Genomic DNA, 21250 nt, shown 5'->3' with positions numbered 1-21250 from the left:
ACAGGGCTTCACCCTAACTGCCGCGAATTGCGACAGGTGTAGGCCTTGATGAAGATTTGCAATTCCGCCGTGCGCTTTTGCAAATTGCCTTTCAGCACGTAACTGGAAACCGAAAGTGCGGCGAATTACTCCGCCGCGCGTGCCGGCACCAGGATTTCGCGCTGGCCGCTGCCGCTCATGGCACTCACCAGGCCGGCCTTTTCCATGTCTTCGACCAGGCGCGCCGCGCGGTTGTAGCCGATCTTCAGGTGGCGCTGCACCAGCGAGATGCTGGCCTTGCGGTTCTTGAGCACGACTTCGACCGCCTGGTCGTACATCGGGTCCTTCTCGGCATCGCCGCCGCCGAGCAGGTCGCCGTCACCGTCGCCATCGACCGTGCCGCCTTCGAGCACGCCCTCGATGTAGTCGGGCTCGCCCTGGCTCTTCAGATAGGCCACCACGCGGTGCACTTCCTCGTCGCTCACGAAGGCGCCGTGCACGCGAATCGGCAGGCCCGTGCCGCTGGGCATGTAGAGCATGTCGCCCATGCCGAGCAGCGCCTCGGCGCCCATCTGGTCGAGGATGGTGCGGCTGTCGATCTTGCTGGACACCTGGAACGCGATGCGGGTCGGGATGTTGGCCTTGATCAGGCCGGTGATCACGTCGACGCTGGGGCGCTGCGTGGCCAGGATCAGGTGGATGCCGGCGGCGCGCGCCTTCTGCGCGAGGCGGGCGATGAGCTCTTCGATCTTCTTGCCGACGACCATCATCAGGTCGGCCAGCTCGTCGATGACCACGACGATGTGCGGTTCGCGCTTCAGCGGTTCCGGATCGTCCGGCGTGAGGCTGAAGGGGTTGTAGATGAACTCCTCGCGCGCCTTGGCTTCGTCGATCTTGGTGTTGTAGCCGGCCAGGTTGCGCACGCCGAGCTTGCTCATGAGCTTGTAGCGGCGCTCCATCTCGGCCACGCACCAGTTCAGGCCGTGCGCGGCCTGGCGCATGTCGGTGACCACGGGCGCCAGCAGGTGCGGAATGCCTTCGTAGACCGACATTTCGAGCATCTTCGGGTCGATCATGAGCAGGCGAACGTCGCGTGCCTCGGCCTTGTAGAGCAGCGAAAGAATCATCGCGTTGATGCCCACCGACTTGCCCGAGCCGGTGGTACCGGCCACCAGCACGTGCGGCATCTTCGCAAGGTCGGCCACCACCGGGTTGCCGATGATGTCCTTGCCGAGGCCCATGGTGAGCATCGACTTGCCTTCGTTGTAGACCTGCGAGCCCAGGATTTCGCTGAGCTTGATCGACTGGCGCTTGGCGTTCGGCAACTCGAGCGCCATGTAGTTCTTGCCCGGAATGGTCTCGACCACGCGGATCGACACCAGCGAGAGCGACCGTGCCAGGTCCTTGGCGAGGCCCAGGATCTGCGAGCCCTTGACGCCGGTGGCGGGCTCGATTTCGTAGCGCGTGATGACGGGGCCGGGCGAGGCGAGCACCACGCGCACCTCGACGCCGAAGTCCTTGAGCTTCTTCTCGATCATGCGCGAGGTCATCTCGAGCGTGTCGGAAGAAACGGTTTCCTGGCGCGCCTGCGCGGCGTCGAGCAGGTCGACCTGCGGCAGCTTGCTGTCGGGCAGCTCCTTGAAGAGCGGCTTCTGGCGCTCCTTGACGACGCGATCGCTGCGGGGCACCTCGGTCATCGCGGGCTCGATCTGCACCGGCGGCGAAGGGACGCGGCGCTTCGGTGCCGGATCGATGGGAATGTCTTCGTCGTCGTCGAAGCTCGGCTCCTGCGGACTCGAGTCGCCGAATGCGGCCTCCTTGGGGGCGCGCGTTTTCTTCGCACGCGGCGCGGTCATGGGCACGGGCTCTTCGTCGCCGGCGCGCTCACGGGCGGCCTGCTTGCCCATGGCGATGTCGGCGGCCATCTCGCGCTTTTCGCGGCGCGACTCGAACAGCGAATAGGCACGCGAGCCGATGCGCTCGGCAATCTGGCTCCAGGAGAACCGGAAGACCAGTGCCGAGCCGATCACGCCGCCAGCGATGGCCATCAGCGCCGAGCCGGTGAAACCCATCCAGCGGACGCTGGACGGACCGACCATGGAACCCAGCACGCCGCCGCCGGAGCCCGGCAGGTGCGATTCGAGGCGGTACAGGCGCGACCATTCGAGCACGGCGCTGGCGCACAGGAGCAGGATCAGGCCGAACCAGAAGGCCAGGCGGCTGCGGTTGAAGCGCCCGCGCGGGGGTTGTTGCTCGGCGGCGGGGGCCGGCTCGCCGCCGCGCAGCCAGTTGGCGAGGGACGAAAGCCAGGCGCGCAGCCCGGCGGCAAGGCACCACCAGACAGAGTAACCGGCGACGAAATAGCTGCCGTCGGCCAGCCAGGCGCCGATGCGGCCGCCCCAGTTCTTGATTTCGCCTCCGGTGCCCGACGTCGACCAGGCGGCGTCGGAAGGCGTGAAGCTCAGCATGGCCAGCAGCCAGAACAACAGCGCTGCAAATCCTGCGATCAGTGTGATTTCGTGGGCGAAGCGCATGGCGCGAACGCGCACGGGTTGGCCCTCGGCGGCAGAAGAAGATTGAAGCGTATTGAGCGAATAGGTCATGAAAAACACGGCAACCGGCCCAGGAAAACAGGGGCCGGAAGCACGAACACTACAACAAAAGGCCAGGGCCGCCGGCAACGGCGGGCCCGGCCCGAAAGGCTCAAGCCAGCGACAGGAGCCGTTCCTTGACGATCATCGACCCGTCTTCCTGGGTCTGGACGAAGCCGCGCTCCTCGAGGTCCTTCATCACGCGGCTCACCATTTCGCGCGAGGCGCCGACCATCTTGGCCAGGTCCTGGCGGGAGATCTTGTCGCGCACCTTGAGGTTGCCGGCGCCGTCCTCGATGGCGAACTCGAGCAGCGAGCGGGCGACACGGCCGTACACGTCCATCAGCGCCAGCGACTCGATCTTGCGGTCGGCGTGGCGCAGGCGCTGCACCAGGCCGCGCATGATGTTGTACGCCATGGAGGAGTTCTCGGGCAGGCAGCGCGCGAAGGCGTCGCGACCCAGCATGAGCACGTCGCACTGGATTTCGGTACGCACGGTGGCCGAATGCGGCTCGTCGTCGATCAGGCTCATCTCGCCCAGGTAGTCGCCGGGGTGCAGCGTGGCGAGGATGACCTCGCGGCCGCGGCTGTCGGCGCTGGTGACGCGCGCCCGGCCGGTCAGGATGATGTAGAGCGCGTCGGACTTCTTGCCCTGCTCCACGACGACTTCCGCTCGCTTGAAGCGCTTCTTGATGATCGCGTCCGCGATGCTGGCGGACTGCGTGGCCGTCAGCGACGCGAACAATGGAACGCGCCGAAGCAATTCGAGGTTGGACAGCATCGACATTTATGAATCCCTGAGACAGCGCGCGGAGCAGCCCAAGAGACGAGCCGATGGATTACTACAATCGCGCGCATTGAAAACACCGTTTACCCGGTGTTGAACCGGGCAGTGATACTCCACATATATCGCTACCACCCTGAAAATGTACACGCTGCCGCAGCGTATATCCTAGGTTTTCTACTCATGTCCGCTCCCCAACACGCCAAGGTTCTGATTCTCGGCTCCGGCCCCGCCGGCTACACCGCGGCCGTCTACGCAGCCCGCGCAAACCTGAAGCCATTGCTCATCACCGGCATCGCCCAAGGCGGCCAATTGATGACCACCACCGAGGTCGACAACTGGCCCGCCGACGTCCACGGCGTGCAGGGTCCGGAGCTGATGCAGCGCTTCCTGGAGCACGCCGAACGCTTCAAGACGCAGATCGTTTTCGACCACATCAACAAGGTCGACCTGAGCAAGCGCCCGTTCACCCTGACCGGCGACAGCGGAACGTACACCTGCGATTCGCTGATCATCGCGACCGGCGCATCGGCCAAGTATCTGGGCCTCGATTCCGAGGAAAAGTTCATGGGCCGCGGCGTCTCGGCGTGTGCCACCTGCGACGGCTTCTTCTACCGCGAACAGGAAGTCTGCGTGATCGGCGGCGGCAACACGGCCGTCGAGGAAGCGCTGTACCTCGCCAACATCGCGAACAAGGTCACGCTGGTGCACCGCCGCGACAAGTTCCGCGCCGAGCCCATCCTGATCGACAAGGTGATGGAGAAGGTGGCCGAAGGCAAGATCGTGCTGAAGCTGCACAACGAACTCGACCAGGTGCTGGGCGACGACACGGGCGTGACGGGCATCCGCATCAAGAGCACGCAGACCGGCGCCACCGAGCAGATCGACCTCAAGGGTTGTTTCATCGCCATCGGGCACCACCCGAACACGGACATCTTCCAAGGCCAGGTGGAAATGAAGGACAACTACATCCTGACCCGTTCCGGCTTGCAGGGCTTCGCCACGATGACCAGCATTCCGGGCGTCTTCGCCGCCGGCGACGTGCAGGACAACGTGTACCGCCAGGCCATCACCAGCGCCGGCACAGGCTGCATGGCCGCCCTGGACGCGCAACGCTTCCTGGAACAGGACGGCACGCTGTAAACGCAAACGCACGGCGGCGCCCGAAAGGGCTATAATCCGAGGCTTTGCCGAAATAGGGCCACCCTTCAACGAAGGACAGGCTACGGCGAAGCCGGGATACCGCCACCCGTTTTCTGGCGAGGTCAAGCTGCAAAACACCCTGCGACTTTCCGGTTGCAAGCGGTGCCAGCTGTTCAAGAAAGAGTGTCCTCATGGCACGCGTATGCGACGTAACGGGCAAAGGCCCGATGGTCGGAAACAACGTTTCCCACGCCAACAACAAAACCAAGCGCCGGTTCCTGCCGAACCTGCAATACCGCCGTTTCTGGGTCGAAACTGAAAACCGCTGGGTTCGCCTGCGCGTTTCGAGCGCTGCCCTGCGCCTGATCGACAAGAACGGTATCGACGCCGTGCTCGCAGACCTGCGCGCACGCGGCCAAGCTTAAGGAGCTGAATCATGGCAACGAGCAAAGGCGGACGCGAAAAGATCAAGCTGGAATCCACCGCGGGTACCGGCCACTTCTACACGACCAGCAAGAACAAGAAGACGATGCCTGAAAAGATGTCGATCATGAAGTTCGACCCGAAGGCGCGCAAGCACGTCGAATACAAGGAAATCAAGCTGAAGTAATTCAGCCCTGGTTTTCCCAAACAAGAAACCCGCTGCTTACCCAGCGGGTTTTTTGTTGCCTGTTGATTTGTGCCCTGCTACCTGCTACCTGCTACCTGCTACCTGCTACCTGCTACCCGCTACCTGCTACCTGCCAGCAGCCAGCAGCCAGCAGCCAGCAGCCAGCAGCCAACGGCAAACAGCGTCAATAGGGCTGAAGCCAGCACAAGTGACAGGCACAAAAAAGCCGGCCCTCAGGCCGGCTTTTTGATGAGCGTGAGACGCGTCAGGCGCGAGCGGCGCGCAGGCGGGTCGAGAAGTCACGCAGGCCGGCGATGCCGCTGGCCTCCGCACGGTGGCACCAGGCCGCCAGATCGGCTGCCAGTTGCTCGCGCGATTGCGAGGTGTTCAGCCACAGCTGACGCAGCTCTTCGCGCATCGTGACCATCTTGTCGAGAACCGGGTGAGCGGCACGGGCTTGCACGACGTGCGTGCGAGCCGACGCAGGCACCTTGTCGTCGTCGCGGTGCAGCCAGCGCTTGGCGGCCTTGAGCGCCGACAGGTCGGCACCCTTGGTCTTCAGCGCATCGAGTTCCATGCTGGTGGCGCGGCGCATTTCGCGCGCATAGCCGGCCATGACTTCATAGCGGTTGGCGATGACGGCCTCGAGCGTCTTCTCGTTGGCCACGGGCTGGATGTCGCCCATCAGCATCTTCGGCGGCACCTTCTTGACCTTGGCCCAACCGAGCTTCTGGAACACCTGGATGTAGACCCAGCCGATGTCGAACTCGTACTTCTTGACCGAGAACTTGGCCGAAGTCGGGTAGGTGTGGTGGTTGTTGTGCAGCTCTTCGCCGCCGATGATCAGGCCCCAGGGCATGATGTTGCGGCTGGCGTCCTGCGCCTCGAAATTGCGGTAGCCCCAGTAGTGGCCGATGCCGTTGATGATGCCGGCGGCGGTGATGGGGATCCAGAGCATCTGCACCGCCCACACGGCCATGCCGAGCGTGCCGAACAGCGCCAGGTTGATCACCAGCATCAGGCCCACGCCTTGCCAGCTGTAGCGCGTGTAGAGGTTGCGCTCGATCCAGTCATCGGGCGTGCCGTGACCGTAGCGCTCCATCGTTTCCTTGTTCTTCGACTCGGCGCGATACAGCTCGGCGCCGCGCCAGAGCACTTCGTCGATGCCCTTGACCTGCGGGCTGTGCGGGTCGTCGACGGTTTCGCACTTGGCGTGGTGCTTGCGGTGAATGGCAACCCATTCCTTGGTCACCATGCCGGTGCCCAGCCACAGCCAGAAGCGGAAGAAATGCGATGGAATCGGGCCCAGATCCATGGCCCGGTGCGTTTGTGTCCGGTGCAGGAAGATGGTGACCGCGGCAATCGTGATGTGCGTGGTGACGAGCGTGTACAGCACGACTTGCCACCATGCAAGGTCCCACAGGCCGTGTCCGAGCCATTCGATGGCCGCATTCAGAACGGCGGAGTCAGGAAGCAACATTGAGTCAGGTACTCCATGGCCACACGAAGGTGCAGCCTTCAGATAACCCGCGATTTTAAAGCGGTGGGCCTAAATGAGGCCCTTTAAACCTTCAAGAAAATCACAGATTAACCCTAGTTTGGAGTCCCGCCTCTATTTGCGGTTCCACACCGCGGCAAAGAAACCGTCGGTCGAGTGACGGTGGGGCCACAGCCGCAGATAGCGCCTGCCGCCCTCCCCGCCCGCGCACAGCGCCTCGAAACCCTCGACTTTCAGGCCCTGGAGCAGTTCGGCGGCATCCAGGGGCTCGAAATCCGGGTTGGCGGCACTGAAAGCCTCGGCGATGGCCTCGTTTTCCTCGGGCAGCACGCTGCACGTGGCGTAAACCAGACGGCCGCCCGATTTCACCAGCCGGGAAGCGCTTTGCAGGATCGCGGTCTGCTTGACCGTCAATTCCTCGACCGATTTGACCGATTGGCGCCATTTCAGGTCCGGATTGCGCCGCAGCGTCCCCAGCCCCGAACACGGCGCATCGACCAGCACGCGGTCGATCTTGCCCGCCAGGCGCTTGATCCGGTCGTCGCGCTCGTGCGCGATCGCGGCCGGGTGCACGTTCGACAGCTTGCTGCGCGCCAGCCGCGGCTTGAGCGCGTCGAGCCGGTGCGCCGACGTGTCGAACGCATACAGGCGCCCGGTGTTGCGCATGGTGGCGCCGATGGCGAGCGTCTTGCCGCCCGCACCCGCGCAGAAATCGACCACCATTTCGCCGCGCTTGGCGTCCAGCAGCAGCGCCAGCAGTTGCGAGCCTTCGTCCTGCACCTCGATGGCGCCGCGAACGAACGCGTCGAGCTTGGTCAGCGCCGGCTTGCCTTCGATGCGCAAGCCCCACGGCGAGAACGGAGTTGCTTCCGATTTGATAGCAGCCTTCGCAAGCTCGGCCTTCACATCCGCCCGTTTGTCGCCCAGCGCGTTGACGCGCAGGTCGAGCGGCGCCGGCTGCTGCAGGCTTTCGACCAGCGGCCAGAAACCGTCGCCCAGCTGCGCCTTGAGCGGCGCGACCAGCCATTCGGGCAGGTTGTGGCGGTGGCGCTCGAGCAGGTCGTCGGGCTTGACCGCGTCGCAGTTGTCGAGCCAGCGCTTTTCGGTGTCGTTGAGCGCGCTCTTCAGGAAGTCTCGCGGGCCGTGGAAGCCCAGGATCGCCATGCGGCGCTCCTTCGAGCCGGAGCCCGAGGGCGAGAGATGGTCGAACAGCAGCTTCTTTCGAAGCACGGTGTAGACGGTTTCGGCGAGCGTCGCGCGCTCGCGCGGGCCGAACTCGCGGTGGTCGCGGAAAAAGCGCGAAACGACCTGGTCGGCCGGGTGATCGAATTTCAGGACAAGGCCGACCAGATCGGCGGTGGCCTCCAACAGGGCTTTGGGGTGCATCCCCCGATTGTCTCAGCCATCCGGCCTGTCCCGCCCGTCCAGCCCGATCCGAGCCGAAAGCCTATGCGGCGCGGCCCCAGACCTCGCCGAAAGCCTGCCGCTGGATGTCTTCCAGCGTGGGCGAATGGCCCGCCCACAGCACCAGCGCGGCGCCCGGCAGCGTGAGCGTCTGCTCCAGCTGGCGGCACAGTTGCCAGCGGTCCTCGTCGTCGAGCCCCGGCAGGTCGACGAACACGATGTAGGCCCGGCGCCACGGAAACTCGCGCAGGTTCTTGCGCACCAGCCAGGCGCGCGACGCCGGCAGGCAGCGCACGAGATCGGCCCGCAGCTCGCCCAGCTCGTAGTCGTTCAGGTCGTGGCGCGAGATCTGGCTGAAGAACGGCGTGCCGGTGATCTCCTCCCAGGCGCGCGTCTCGGCCTCTTCCGCCTCCTTGAGACGGCCGCGCCACAGCTTGAGCGCCTCTTCTTCGTGCGGTCCGGCGTCGGGGTCCTCGAGCGACGCCACGGCGCTCCTGGCCGCCCACCAGCGGCTGGCCGCGCCGGAACTGTGCAAGCGCTCGAGCACGGCGAGCCGCGCTGCGCGGTCGTTCGACGGCAGCATCTGGGCCAGCCCGCGCAGCGCACCCGGGTGCTCCGGCGCAATCTGCAGGGCGGTTTCGTAGCGCAACCGCACGGGCGCCGCCGGGTCGAGCCGCCGCTCCGAATCGGCCCACTCGACCATCTCGTCGGGCGTGTTGCGCTCGCCGCGCGCGGCCAGCACCGAGATGCGCTCGCGGATGCGCGAGCGGTGCGCGTGGTGCTGTTTCCAGTCGGCCGCATGCGCGCGGCGCCAGCGAACATCGAAATACTCGATCCACTTCTTCCGGTCGGCCAGCAACTCGAGCGCCGAGCGCTGCGACCATTCCGGCAGCGCCGCCTTCTGCTTGAGCGCCTCGAGCCGGTCGCGCAGCACCGGGTGGGTGTCCTCCAGGTCGCTGACGCGGCGCATCGCCTCGCGCAGCGCCTGGCGGGCGAAGTCTTCGTCGGGCGGGGTGCGCACGCGCTTGCGCAACGCGGCGAAAGGCCCCGGCGGCGTCGGCTCGTGCTCGGCGCGGGCCCAGTGCCAGGGCCAGAACTCGTTGGCGTACCAGTTGCCCTTGATGGCGATCTCGGTCAGCGCGGCAGCTGCCACCGTGGTGCCCAGCAACCGCCCGGAAATGCGGTCGGCCTCGTACTCGTCCTGGCGGGCCAGCGCGAAGGTCTTGGCGGCAAAGCGCGGAAAGTACCAGCGGAAGAAGGCCTGCGAGAACACCGCCATCACGCCTTCGCTGCGCTGCAGGTTGGCGTCCAGCTTGAGCCAGGACAGCCGCGTGCGGTAGATCCACGCGCTCAGCCTGCCGTGGTTGCCGCGCAGGTGGCCGTACTCGTGCGCCAGCACCGACAGCAGCCGCCGCCGGTCGAGCATCATCAGCAGCGGCAGGCCGATGCTCAGCGAGTTGATGGCGCCGCCGAACAGCCCGAAGCGCGGCACCTGGCGGATGCTGGCGTTGAATTCGTCGTCGAGGTAGACGTGGTGGACCGGCGGCCCCTTGATCTTGCTGCGGATACGGTCCAGCGCCTCGAAGAGCGCGGGCGCATCGTCGCGCTGCAGTTCCACGCCGTCGGGCTCGTCGAAGCGCACCCACAGCGCGCGCAGCGTGGCCCAGAGCAGGCCGCCCGCGAACAGCAGCAGCCAGCCGCGCGTGAAGCTGAAACGCTCCTCACGGATCGACGACAGCACCCAGACAATGAGGCCCACCGCAAGCGCGAGGCAGCCCAGCACCCACAGGTAGCCGAGCGCGGCAAAAGCCGCCACGCTGCGTCGATAGCGCGCACTGTCGTCCGCACTGGCATGCTCGCTCAGTCGAACCAGGTGAACAAAATCAGCGCGATCCATCCGACTCCTGTCACATCAAGCCAACCCCGACTGTTTTAGAAAGAAGCCCCCGTTGAACGACGAAGACCTCCCGCCCCTGATCGAAACACCACCCGGCCGCTACCGTCACTACAAGGGCGGCGAATACGAGGTGATCGGCACCGTGCGCCACAGCGAAACGCTGGAGCCGATGACGCTGTACCGCGCCCTGTACGGCGCCCACGGACTCTGGGTCCGGCCGGCCGCCATGTTCGGAGAAACCATCGAGATCGACGGCGCGCTCCGGCCAAGATTCGCTCCGATCTAGACGGCAGTCGGGCTGCGTACGCCCGTCCTGCTTCAGTGGGTTGCTATGTTCTTCATAGCAACCCGATCGCCGTCAACCGCAGCGGACGTCCGTCACGCGGTTGCGGGCGTCGACGTCGAGGTTCAGGCGCCCGCCGTTGAGTTCCATCGTGGCCGCGTCGCCGGGCTTGAGCACCCGCACCGTGCCGGCGGCTGCGCGCACGCGGGCGGCGGCTTCCAGTTGGGGCGTGAGCAACTGGCCCACGGCAAAACGGGCGCCATCGGCGCTGCATTGGTAGACCGGTTCCGGCGGCGGCGCGGGGGGCGCCGGGGCGGGCGCGGGCGCCGGAGCGGCGCAGCCGACCAAAAGGACGACAGCGCCAGCGGCGGCCAGCAGCAGCGATTGGGTTTTCACGTCAAGACTCCCGAAAAGCCGCGAATATAAACAAATTTAATGATTGTGACTCGATGTATCTGCAAGCCATCCCTCAATGGCTCGCGGATACAACAGATGCTCTTGCGCGAGCACCCGTCCGGCCAGCGTGGCGGCCGTGTCGTCGGGCAGCACGGGCACCACGGCCTGCGCCAGGATCGGCCCGTGGTCGAGTTCGGTGGTCACCTGGTGGACCGTGACACCCGCCACCTTGCAGCCCGCCTCGATGGCGCGCTGGTGCGTGTGCAGCCCCGGAAACGCGGGCAGCAGCGAGGGATGGATGTTCACCAGGCGCCCCGCGTAGCGCCCGACGAAGCCCGGCGTCAGGATCCGCATGAAGCCGGCCAGCACCACCAGCGCGGGCGAATGGGCGTCGACCGCCTGCGCGAGCGCCTCGTCGAAGGCCTCGCGGCTCGCGAAATCCTTGTGCGGAACCACGGCCGTCGCGATGCCGTGCGCCTTGGCCGTCGCCAGGCCGCCGGCCTCGGCCTTGTTGCTCACCACGGCGGCAATGCGCGCGCCGAAGCGGCCGGACCAGCGCTCGCGCTCGGCCGCGCGCACGATGGCGGCCATGTTGGAGCCGCCGCCGGAGATCAGGATCACGATGTTCTTCATGGGAGGCGGGATTATCCGTGGGCCGACTTGTTGTCGCGGCGCGGACACTCGATCGCAGCACGACCGTGCTAAAACTCACGGCTCCGGAGACACACCGCGTCTGCGGTGAACCGATCAACACAGCGAGGCACGCATGGATTTGAGCTTCACACCCGAAGAACAGAAGTTCCGCGAAGAAGTTCGCGCCTGGGTCAAGGAAAACCTCCCCAAGGAGATTTCGCACAAGGTGCACAACGCGCTCGAACTGACGCGCGACGATCTGCAAGGCTGGGCCAAGATCCTCGGCAAGAAGGGCTGGCTGGGCTACGGCTGGCCTAAGGAATTCGGCGGTCCGGGCTGGACCGCCATCCAGCGCCACCTGTTCGAGGAAGAAACCGCACTGGCCGGCGCGCCCCGCATCATCCCGTTCGGCCCCGTCATGGTGGCCCCGGTGATCATGGCCTTCGGCAATGCCGAGCAGCAAAAGCGTTTCCTGCCCGGCATCGCCAGCGGCGAAGTGTGGTGGAGCCAGGGCTACAGCGAGCCGGGCTCGGGCTCCGACCTGGCATCGGTGAAGACCAAGGCCGAGCGCAAGGGCGACAAGTACATCGTCAACGGCCAGAAGACTTGGACCACGCTCGGCCAGTACGGCGACTGGATGTTCAACCTCGTGCGCACCAGCAACGAAGGCAAGCCGCAGACCGGCATCAGCTTCCTGCTGCTGGACATGAAGTCGCCCGGCGTCACGGTTCGCCCGATCAAGCTGCTCGACGGCGGCCATGAAGTGAACGAGGTGTTCTTCGACAACGTCGAGGTGCCCGCCGAGAACCTGATCGGCGAAGAGAACAAGGGCTGGACCTACGCCAAGCACCTGCTCTCGCACGAACGCACCAACATCGCCGACGTGAACCGCGCCAAGCGCGAACTCGAACGCCTGAAGCGCATCGCCAAGACCGAGGGCGTGTACGAAGAGCCGCGCTTCCGCGACGAGATCGCCAAGCTCGAAGTCGACATCGTCGCGCTCGAGATGATGGTGCTGCGCGTGCTGTCGGCCGCGACCTCGGGCAAGAACTCGCTGGACGTGGCCGGCCTGCTCAAGATCCGCGGCAGCGAGATCCAGCAGCGCTACGCCGAACTCATGATGCTGGCCGGCGGCCCCTACTCGCTGCCGCTGATCCGCGAAGCGATGGAAGCCGGCTGGCAAGGCAACTTCCCGGGCGGCAACCCGGCGCTCGCGCCGCTGACGTCGACCTTCTTCAACATGCGCAAGACCACCATCTACGGCGGTTCGAACGAAGTGCAACGCAACATCGTCGCGCAGACGGTTCTGGGCTGAGGAGACACGCACATGGATTTCAATTTTTCCGACGACCAGGAACAACTGCGCGACGCCGTTCGCAAGTGGGTCGACAAGGGCTATGACTTCGAGCGCCGCCGCGGCATCGAGGCCAAGGGCGGCTTCTCGCGCGAGGCGTGGGACGAACTGGCCGAGCTCGGCCTGGGCGGCCTGTACATCGGCGAAGACGACGGCGGCCTGGGCATGGGCCCGGTGGCCGGCATGGTCGTCATGGAAGAACTCGGCCGCGGCATCGTGCTGGAGCCCTTCGCGCAGACGCTGATTGCCGGCGCGGTGCTCAGCGGCTACGCGGGCACCGAGGTCAAGGACGCCTGGCTGCCCCGCATCGCCGGTGGCCAGGCCATCGTGGTGCTGGCCTACCAGGAACGCAAGGCGCGCTACCGCCTGGACCTGTGCGAAGCCACGGCCGTGAAGTCGGGCAGCGGCCATTCGCTGACCGGTGCCAAGAGCGTGGTGCCCGTGGGCGACGAAGCCGACGCCTTCATCGTGCCCGCCAAGCTCGACGGCAAGATCGCCCTGTTCCTGGTCGAGCGCAGCGCCAGCGGCGTGGAAGCCCGCGGCTACGGCACGCAGGACGGCGCCCGCGCGGCCGAGGTCGTGTTCGACAAGGCCGACGCCACGCTCGTCACGGCCGATGGCCTGGCCGCGCTCGAATACGCGGTGGACGTGGGCATTGCCGCCACCTGCGCCGAAGCGGTGGGCGTCATGGACAAGACCGTGGCCCTGACCGTCGAGTACATGAACCAGCGCAAGCAGTTCGGCGTGGTCATCTCCAGCTTCCAGGCGCTGCGCCACCGCATCGCCGACATGAAGATGCAGCTGGAGCTCGCACGCTCGATGAGCTACTACGCCACGCTCAAGCTCAACGCCCCGGCCGACGAGCGCCGACAGGCGCTGGCGCGCGCCAAGTACCAGCTGGGCACGTCGATGCGCTACGTGGCCGCGAACTCGGTGCAGCTGCATGGCGGCATCGGGGTGACCGACGAGTACATCGGCAGCCACTATTTCCGCAAGCTCACGCAGATGGAAATGACCTTCGGCGACACCCTGCATCACCTGGGTGAGGTGTCCGCGCGCATGCAGGACACCGCGGGCGTCTTCGCCTGACGGTCTTTTTCCCCTAGCATCCAACGCCCGCCCGCCTTGCGCCGGCGGGCGTTTTCACTTGGAAATCCGCTCCCCAGGAACGAAACATGCAATCCCGCCGCACCCTCCTTGCCATGGCGGTCGCCACGACCTCCGCGATCGCCGCCTCCACCATGCTGACCGCCTGCGCCACAGCCCCCTCGCCGTCCTACGCGGAACGCCCGCCCATCGTCTTCGTGCACGGCAACGGCGATTCGGCCGCCCTCTGGCAAACGACGATCTGGCGCTTCGAGTCGAACGGCTGGCCGCGCGACCGGCTCTTTGCGTTCGACCAGCCGAACCCGCTCGCGCGCGACGACGACGCCGTGGCCCAGCCCGGACGCAGCTCGACAGGCGAATCGGCGGTGTTCCTGAAGGCCCAGGTCGACAAGGTGCTGAAGGCCACGGGGGCGAGCAAGGTCGTGCTGATCGGCAATTCGCGCGGCGGCAACACCATTCGCAACTACGTGCAGAACGGCGGCGGCGCGGCCGTGGTGAGCCAGGTGGTGCTGGGCGGCAACCCCGCGCACGGCATCTGGGCGGTGAAGGCCTTCCGCGAGAACAACGAGTTCTCGGGCCTCTCGGGCTTCATGCAGCAGCTCAATGCACCGAAGGGACCCAACGGCGACGAGGTCACGCCGGGCGTGAAGTGGCTGACGCTGCGCTCCGACAACAACGACAAGTACGCCCAGCCCGACGGCGTGTGGATCGGCGCGCCCGGCAAGCCGACCCACATCGGCTTCGACGGACCGGCCCTGAAGGGCGCCACCAACGTGGTGCTGCCGCGCGTGGACCACCGCGAAACCTCGTTCTCGCCCGCCGCCTTCGCCGCGACCTGGCAGTTCCTGACGGGCCAGGCGCCGCGCAGTACCGGCGTCGAGGCGGAGGCGGCCGTGGTGCTCGACGGGCATGCCATCGGCGCGGAAAACCTGCCGCTGAACGGCGCGCGGCTCACGGTGTACGCCGTCGACCCCGCCACCGGCGAGCGGCTGAGCAACGCCGTCCACACCAAGGCCATCGGCATGGACGGCCGCTGGGGGCCGTTCAACGCGCGCGGCGACGCGGCCTACGAGTTCGTGCTGGCCACGCCCAGCTACGGCACCACGCACATCTACCGCAGCCCGTTCCCGCGAAGCAGCAAGCTGGTGAACCTGCGGCCCGAGCGCATCGTGCCGGCCGACAACGGCGCGACGTCGGTGGTGGTCTTCACGCGGCCGCGCGGCTACTTCGACGTGCAGCGCGACACCATGCGCTTCGACGGCAAGAGCCCGCCGGCCGGCGTGCCGCCCAAGGGGGCGGGCGTGTCGACCTCGCGCCTGCGCCTGGAAGGCGGCGGTGCGCCGCGCGCGGTGACCGGCGAATTCAACGGCGAGCGCATCACCGGCCTGACCTGGCCCACCGCGAACGAGCACACGACGGTGCTCGAGCTGACTTACTGATCTACTGACCTACTGATCTGCGAGGCCACGCCATGAACGACACGAGCGCCCCCTTCGTGCTGCAGCAGCGCGACAACCGCGGCGTGCTCACGCTGACGCTGAACCGGCCGTCTTCGTTCAACGCGCTCTCCGAAGGCATGCTGGGCGCGCTGGAACAGGCGCTCGGCCAGGTCGCGGCCGACGATACGGTGCGCGCCGTCGTCATCGCCGCCGCCGGCAAGGCCTTCTGCGCGGGCCACGACCTGAAGGAAATGCGCGCCGAGCCCTCGCTGGGCTACTACCGGCAGCTGTTCGAGCGCTGCGGCGCGATGATGCTGTCGATCCAGCGGCTGCCGGTGCCGGTGATCGCGCGGGTGCACGGCATCGCGACCGCGGCGGGCTGCCAGCTGGTCGCGGTGTGCGACCTGGCGGTGGCCTCGAGCGAGGCGCGGTTCGCGGTCAGCGGCGTGAACGTGGGCCTCTTCTGCGCCACGCCCAGCGTCACGCTGTCGCGCAACCTGGGACGCAAGGAAGCCTTCGAGATGCTGGTGACCGGCGAATTCATCGGCGCGCGGGAAGCGCAGGAAAAGGGACTGGTGAACCGGGTGGCGGCGCCCGAGGCGCTCGACGCGGCCGTCGAAGCGTTGGTGGCCAGCATCGTCGCCAAGCCGCGCCAGGCGCTGGCGCTGGGCAAGGCGCTGTTCTACCGACAGCTCGAAACCGGCATCGAGGCCGCGCTGGCCGACGCCAGCCAGACCATGGCCTGCAACATGATGGACGAGAGCGCGCTGGAAGGCGTCCAGGCCTTCATCGAGAAGCGCCCGCCGCACTGGAAGCGCTGAAGCTTCCCTTGAAAGCCGCCAGCTAGCTGTCGTGCAGCCGGGAGCTCTGCGGCAGGTGCGCCATCAGGAATTCCATCTGGTCGGCCAGGATGCGCCTGTTTCGCAGAATGAAATCTTCCCAGAGGCTGGGCACGTAGGGCGCGTACAGCAGCGGCATGTTCGCCTGCTCGGGTGTGCGGCTGCTCTTGCGGTGGTTGCAGGGCTTGCAGGCCGTGACCACGTTCATCCAGGTGTCGATGCCGCGCTGGGCAAAGGGAATGATGTGCTCGCGGGTGAGCTCGTCTTCGTGGAAATGGCCGCCGCAGTAGGCGCACACGTTGCGGTCGCGCGAGAACAGCTTGCTGTTGGTCAGGCCGGGGCGCTGGGCGAAGGGGTTGATGCGCGGCACGCCCTTGGTGCCGATGATGCTGTTGATCGCGATCTGCGACTGCTCGCCGGTGATCGCGTTGTGGCCGCCACGGAACACGGCCACCTGCGCGCCCACCTCCCAGCGAACTTCGTCCGCCGCATAGTGGATCACCGCCTGTTCCAGCGAAATCCATGACTGGGGCAGCCCTTGGGCCGACAGCTTCAAGACCTTCACACACGCCTCCTGAAAAGGAAGAACCACGGAAAGACCAGGGACACGGAGCGCGTCGAAAACACACCTCAGTCAACGCACTGCGTCACAATATACCGGCTTTGTGACAAATCGGCCTGATTCGCCCATTTGACGGGCGAAAGGCGCTATCAAAAAGATACTCACCGATGCAGGTTTTTCGCGGCTTCCGGCACCCGGGCGTGGCCCCTGCCTGCGCCCTCACCATTGGCAATTTCGACGGCGTGCACCGTGGCCACCAGGCCATGCTCGCGCTGCTGCAGACCGAGGCCCGCCAGCGCGGGCTGCCGAGCTGCGTGCTCACTTTCGAGCCCCACCCGCGCGACTATTTCGCCGCGCTCACCAAGAAGCCCGATCTGGCGCCGGCGCGCATCGGCACGCTGCGCGACAAGCTCAGCGAGCTGGCCGCCTGCGGCGTGGCGCAGACCATCGTGCTGCCCTTCGACAGCCGGCTGGCCTCCCAGTCGCCCGAGGAATTCATCCAGAACGTGCTGGTCGACGGCCTGGGCGCGCACTACGTGCTGGTGGGCGACGACTTCCGCTTCGGCGCCAGGCGTGCCGGCGACTACGCCATGCTCGACGCGGCCGGCGATGCCCGCGGCTTCGACGTGGCGCGCATGAACAGCTACGAGGTACACGGGCTGCGGGTTTCGAGCTCCGCCGTGCGCGAGGCGCTGGCCGAAGGCCGCATGGCCGACGCCCACACCCTGCTGGGCCGGCCGTACACCATTTCGGGCCACGTGGTCCACGGCCGCAAGCTCGGCCGGGCGCTGGGCGCCTCGGCGCCGGGCCAGGACGACGGTTTTCGCACCCTCAACCTGCGCTTCAAGCACTGGAAACCGGCCGCCAGCGGCATCTTCGCGGTGCTGGTGCACGGCCTGGCCGACCAGCCGCTGCCGGGGGTGGCGAACCTGGGCGTGCGCCCCTCGCTGGACGCCAACGACGTCAACGGCGGACGGGTGCTGCTCGAAACCCATTGCCTGGAGTGGCCCTCCCATCTGGGCGCCGAAGGGGCCTACGGTAAAATCGTGCGCGTGGAACTCCTGCACAAACTGCACGACGAATTGCGCTACACCAGCCTCGAGGCCCTCACTGCGGGCATCGCGAAGGATGGCCGCGACGCGCGTGCGTTCTTTGCATCGACCCACGCAGAAACCCATCGCCAGACCACGCGCGATCGAATTTAGCCCTGCACGCATCGTGCTGCCGCCCTTCGACAAGCTCAGGGCGAACGGCTTTATCTTCCGCACCGACACGCTTCACAACGCAGTTCGGGCTGAGCCTGTCGGAGCCCCCTGTTTCGCCGTACCCCACCATGTCTGACGCTGCTTCCACTGCCTCCCCCAAAGACTACCGTTCCACGCTGAACCTGCCCGACACCCCCTTCCCGATGCGCGGCGACCTGCCCAAGCGCGAGCCGGGCTGGGTCAAGGAATGGAACGACGAAGGCCGCTACCACCGCCTGCGCGACGCCCGCCACGGCGCGCCCAAGTTCATCCTGCACGACGGCCCGCCCTACGCCAACGGCCAGATCCACATGGGCCACGCGGTGAACAAGATCCTGAAGGACATGATCACCAAGGCGCGCCAGCTCGAAGGCTTCGACGCGCTCTACGTGCCCGGCTGGGACTGCCATGGCCTGCCGATCGAGAACGCCATCGAAAAGCAGTACGGCCGCAACCTGAGCCGCGACGAGATGCAGGCCAAGAGCCGCGCCTACGCCACGGAACAGATCGCCCAGCAGATGGCCGACTTCCAGCGCCTGGGCGTGCTGGGCGAATGGGACCACCCCTACAAGACGATGGACTTCGCCAATGAAGCCGGCGAGCTGCGCGCGTTCAAGCGCGTGATCGAGCGCGGCTTCGTGTATCGCGGCCTGAAGCCCGTGTACTGGTGCTTCGACTGCGGCTCCTCGCTGGCCGAGTTCGAAATCGAATACGCCGACAAGAAGAGCCAGACCATCGACGTGGCCTTCAAGGCGCACGAGCGCGAGAAGGTGCTCGAGGCCTTCGGCACCGACCACACGATCCTGGGCGACATCTTCGCCGTGATCTGGACCACCACCGCGTGGACCATCCCGGCCAACCAGGCGATCAACCTGAACCCCGAGCTCGAGTACTCGCTGGTCGACACCGAGCGCGGCCTGCTGATCCTGGCCAACTCGCTGGTCGAGATGTGCATGACGCGCTACGCGCTCGACGGCAAGGTGCTGGCCACGGTCAAGGGCGAGGCGCTAGGCGGCCTCGAATTCGAACACCCGCTGTACGACGTCGACGCGGGCTACCAGCGCCTGTCGCCGGTGTACCTGGCCGACTACGCCACCGCCACCGACGGCACGGGTCTGGTGCACTCCTCGCCCGCCTACGGCGTGGATGACTTCAACTCCTGCATCGCCCACGGCGTGGCGTACGACGACATCCTGAACCCGGTGCAGGGCAACGGCAGCTACGCGCCCGACTTCCCGCTGTTCGGCGGCCAGAACATCTGGAAGGCCGTGCCGGTGGTCATCGCCGCGCTGCGCGACGCCAACCGCCTGCTGACCACCGAGACCATCACCCACAGCTACCCGCACTGCTGGCGCCACAAGACGCCGGTGATCTACCGCGCCGCGGCGCAGTGGTTCGTTCGCATGGACGAGGGCGAAGGCGTGTTCACCAAGGACAAGGCCCCCAAGACGCTGCGCCAGACCGCGCTCGACGCCATCGAACAGACCAGCTTCTACCCGGAGAACGGCAAGGCGCGCCTGCACGACATGATCGCCGGGCGTCCCGACTGGTGCATCAGCCGCCAGCGCAGCTGGGGCGTGCCGATCCCGTTCTTCCTGCACAAGGATTCGGGCGAGCTGCATCCGCGCACGATGGAAATCCTCGACCAAGCCGCCGACATCGTCGAGAAGGGCGGCATCGAGGCCTGGAGCCGCGTCACGGTCGAAGAGATCCTGGGCGCCGAGGACGCGCCGAGCTACACCAAGAGCACCGACATCCTGGAGGTGTGGTTCGACTCGGGCTCGACCTTCTATCACGTGCTGCGCGGCACGCACCCCACGGTGCACCACGACGTCGGCCCCGAGGCCGACCTGTACCTCGAAGGCCATGACCAGCACCGCGGCTGGTTCCATTCGTCGCTGCTCATCGCCTGCATGCTGGAAGACCGCGCGCCGTACCGCGGCCTGCTCACGCACGGCTTCACGGTGGATGCCAAGGGCATCAAGATGAGCAAGTCGCTCAAGAACGGCATCGACCCGCAGGAAATCAGCAACAAGCTGGGCTCGGAAATCATCCGCCTGTGGGTGGCCGCGAGCGACTACTCGGGCGACATCGCGGGCGACGACAAGATCCTGGCGCGCGTGGTCGATGCGTACCGCCGCATCCGCAACACGCTGCGCTTCCTGATGGCGAACACGAGCGACTTCGACATCGCCAAGGACGCCGTGCCGCTCGACCAGCTGTTCGAGATCGACCGCTACGCGCTGGCGCGCGCCGCGCAGTTCCAGGCCGAGATCCTCGCGCACTACCAGGTGTACGAGTTCCACCCGGTGGTGGCCAAGCTGCAGATCTACTGCTCGGAAGACCTGGGCGGCTTCTACCTCGACATCCTGAAGGACCGTCTCTACACGACGGCCCCGGGCTCGCTGGCGCGCCGCAGCGCGCAGACGGCGCTGTGGCACATCTCGCAGGCGATGCTGCGCTGGATGGCGCCGTTCCTGAGCTTCACGGCCGAAGAGGCCTGGAAGTTCGTGGGCACGGGCAAGCCGGGCGAGTCGATCTTCACGCAGACCTACAGCGAGTTCGCCGCGCCCGACGAGGCGCTGCTCGCCAAGTGGGGCCGCATCCGCGAGATCCGCGACGTGGTGAACAAGGACATCGAAGCCGTGCGTGCCGAAGGCAAGGTCGGCTCGTCGCTGCAGGCCAACCTGCAGGTCACGGCGCCGGCCGACGACTTCGCGTTGCTCGGCTCGCTGGGCGACGACCTGAAGTTCGTCTTCATCACCTCGGCGATCGCGCTGGCCGCGGGTGAAGCGCTGTCGACGGTGGTCACGCCCAGCACCGCCCAGAAGTGCGAACGCTGCTGGCACTACCGCGACGACGTGGGCCACGACGCGGCCCATCCGACGATCTGCGGCCGCTGCACCAGCAACCTGTTCGGCGCCGGCGAATCGCGGAGCGTTGCCTGATGGCCGCCGCGCGCTCCATGTCCGCCTCGCGTTCGCGCGGTGCCAGCATCTGGCCGTGGCTGGGGCTGGCGGTGATCATCCTGATCATCGACCAGTTCACCAAGACGCTGATCCTGGGCTACTACAAGCTCGGCGACTCGACCTACGTGACGAGCTTCTTCAACGTCGTGCGCGCGCACAACACGGGCGCGGCCTTCTCGTTCCTGGCCGACCACTCGGGCTGGCAGCGCTGGCTCTTCACGGGCATCGGCGTGGCGGCCGCGATCTTCATCGTGTGGATGCTGCGCTCGCACGCGGGGCAGAAGCTGTTCTCGTTCTCCATGGCCTGCATCCTGGGCGGCGCCATCGGCAACGTGATCGACCGGATGATGCACGGCTACGTCGTGGACTTCCTGTTCTTCCACGTGGGCAACTGGGGCTTCCCGGCGTTCAATGCCGCGGACAGCGCCATCACGCTGGGCGCGATCTGCCTGATCGTGGACGAGATCCGGCGCGTACGCCGAGGCAAATAAGCCGGCTCGGCTTTCGAGCAGGCAAGC

19 protein-coding genes are annotated in these 21250 nt (G+C 66.4%); 11 read left to right on the top strand and 8 right to left on the bottom strand.

Annotated features, from left to right (window positions below):
* Positions 1–125 precede the first annotated feature (125 nt).
* On the bottom strand, positions 126–2582 hold the full coding sequence (locus BM013_RS05160; RefSeq protein ID WP_093123710.1) for a DNA translocase FtsK: 2457 nt from the start codon (positions 2580–2582) through the stop codon (positions 126–128).
* Between the two features lie 100 nt (positions 2583–2682).
* Positions 2683–3357, bottom strand: a complete 675-nt coding sequence (locus tag BM013_RS05155) for a Crp/Fnr family transcriptional regulator (protein WP_093123707.1) — start codon at positions 3355–3357, stop codon at positions 2683–2685.
* Between the two features lie 180 nt (positions 3358–3537).
* Between BM013_RS05155 and trxB the strand changes: the two genes are divergently transcribed.
* The 3 genes from trxB to rpmG all read left to right on the top strand — a co-directional run bounded on the left by trxB (position 3538) and on the right by rpmG (position 5107).
* On the top strand, positions 3538–4497 hold the full coding sequence (gene trxB, locus BM013_RS05150) for a thioredoxin-disulfide reductase (RefSeq protein ID WP_093123704.1): 960 nt from the start codon (positions 3538–3540) through the stop codon (positions 4495–4497).
* Positions 4498–4688: 191 nt separating this feature from the next.
* On the top strand, positions 4689–4922 hold the full coding sequence (gene rpmB, locus BM013_RS05145) for a 50S ribosomal protein L28 (protein ID WP_007830293.1): 234 nt from the start codon (positions 4689–4691) through the stop codon (positions 4920–4922).
* A gap of 11 nt (positions 4923–4933) precedes the next feature.
* Positions 4934–5107, top strand: coding sequence for a 50S ribosomal protein L33 (gene rpmG / locus BM013_RS05140; protein ID WP_007830291.1), 174 nt, complete (start codon positions 4934–4936; stop codon positions 5105–5107).
* A 265-nt stretch (positions 5108–5372) separates the two neighbouring features.
* Here rpmG and BM013_RS05135 read toward each other — a convergent pair whose 3' ends face one another.
* The 3 genes from BM013_RS05135 to BM013_RS05125 form a co-directional block, all read right to left on the bottom strand.
* Positions 5373–6587, bottom strand: coding sequence for a DesA family fatty acid desaturase (locus tag BM013_RS05135; protein WP_093123702.1), 1215 nt, complete (start codon positions 6585–6587; stop codon positions 5373–5375).
* Between the two features lie 132 nt (positions 6588–6719).
* Positions 6720–7991, bottom strand: a complete 1272-nt coding sequence (locus BM013_RS05130) for an RsmB/NOP family class I SAM-dependent RNA methyltransferase (protein ID WP_093123700.1) — start codon at positions 7989–7991, stop codon at positions 6720–6722.
* A 61-nt stretch (positions 7992–8052) separates the two neighbouring features.
* A complete protein-coding gene (locus BM013_RS05125) occupies positions 8053–9906 on the bottom strand; it encodes a M48 family metalloprotease (RefSeq protein WP_093123698.1) in 1854 nt (617 codons plus the stop codon).
* 52 nt (positions 9907–9958) lie between these two features.
* Between BM013_RS05125 and BM013_RS05120 the strand changes: the two genes are divergently transcribed.
* Entirely contained in the window at positions 9959–10192 is a 234-nt protein-coding gene (locus BM013_RS05120) for a DUF1653 domain-containing protein (protein WP_093123696.1), read from the top strand.
* A 72-nt stretch (positions 10193–10264) separates the two neighbouring features.
* Here BM013_RS05120 and BM013_RS05115 read toward each other — a convergent pair whose 3' ends face one another.
* Together BM013_RS05115 and purN are read right to left on the bottom strand one after the other, a co-directional pair.
* Positions 10265–10585 (bottom strand): I78 family peptidase inhibitor, encoded by a 321-nt coding sequence (locus BM013_RS05115; protein ID WP_093123693.1) that lies wholly within the window; start codon positions 10583–10585, stop codon positions 10265–10267.
* A gap of 36 nt (positions 10586–10621) precedes the next feature.
* The gene (purN, locus tag BM013_RS05110) at positions 10622–11218 is read right to left on the bottom strand and encodes a phosphoribosylglycinamide formyltransferase (protein WP_093123691.1); all 597 of its coding nucleotides are present in this window, start codon (positions 11216–11218) and stop codon (positions 10622–10624) included.
* 133 nt (positions 11219–11351) lie between these two features.
* Between purN and BM013_RS05105 the strand changes: the two genes are divergently transcribed.
* From BM013_RS05105 to BM013_RS05090, 4 genes are all read left to right on the top strand, one after another.
* Positions 11352–12533 carry an acyl-CoA dehydrogenase family protein gene (locus tag BM013_RS05105; protein WP_093123688.1) on the top strand — a complete coding sequence of 394 codons (1182 nt, stop codon included), beginning with the start codon at positions 11352–11354 and terminating at the stop codon, positions 12531–12533.
* Positions 12534–12545: 12 nt separating this feature from the next.
* Entirely contained in the window at positions 12546–13661 is a 1116-nt protein-coding gene (locus tag BM013_RS05100) for an acyl-CoA dehydrogenase family protein (protein ID WP_093123686.1), read from the top strand.
* An 86-nt stretch (positions 13662–13747) separates the two neighbouring features.
* A complete protein-coding gene (locus BM013_RS05095; RefSeq protein ID WP_093123683.1) occupies positions 13748–15118 on the top strand; it encodes an alpha/beta fold hydrolase in 1371 nt (456 codons plus the stop codon).
* A 32-nt stretch (positions 15119–15150) separates the two neighbouring features.
* Positions 15151–15939, top strand: a complete 789-nt coding sequence (locus BM013_RS05090) for an enoyl-CoA hydratase (RefSeq protein WP_093123680.1) — start codon at positions 15151–15153, stop codon at positions 15937–15939.
* Between the two features lie 22 nt (positions 15940–15961).
* Here BM013_RS05090 and BM013_RS05085 read toward each other — a convergent pair whose 3' ends face one another.
* On the bottom strand, positions 15962–16522 hold the full coding sequence (locus tag BM013_RS05085) for an HNH endonuclease (protein WP_093123678.1): 561 nt from the start codon (positions 16520–16522) through the stop codon (positions 15962–15964).
* A 164-nt stretch (positions 16523–16686) separates the two neighbouring features.
* On the opposite strand from BM013_RS05085, the gene BM013_RS05080 reads away from it, so the two are divergent.
* The 3 genes from BM013_RS05080 to lspA all read left to right on the top strand — a co-directional run bounded on the left by BM013_RS05080 (position 16687) and on the right by lspA (position 21223).
* Positions 16687–17724, top strand: a complete 1038-nt coding sequence (locus tag BM013_RS05080; RefSeq protein WP_093123676.1) for a bifunctional riboflavin kinase/FAD synthetase — start codon at positions 16687–16689, stop codon at positions 17722–17724.
* 128 nt (positions 17725–17852) lie between these two features.
* Positions 17853–20711, top strand: coding sequence for an isoleucine--tRNA ligase (gene ileS / locus BM013_RS05075; RefSeq protein ID WP_093123673.1), 2859 nt, complete (start codon positions 17853–17855; stop codon positions 20709–20711).
* Positions 20711–21223, top strand: coding sequence for a signal peptidase II (gene lspA / locus BM013_RS05070; protein WP_093123671.1), 513 nt, complete (start codon positions 20711–20713; stop codon positions 21221–21223). Before ileS ends, lspA begins: the two co-directional genes overlap by 1 nt.
* The last annotated feature ends 27 nt before the right edge of the window (positions 21224–21250 follow it).

It is taken from the genome of Variovorax sp. OK605 (assembly GCF_900115445.1).
Taxonomy (GTDB): Bacteria; Pseudomonadota; Gammaproteobacteria; order Burkholderiales; family Burkholderiaceae_C; genus Variovorax.
This window is presented reverse-complemented; position numbering and strand designations above follow the sequence as displayed.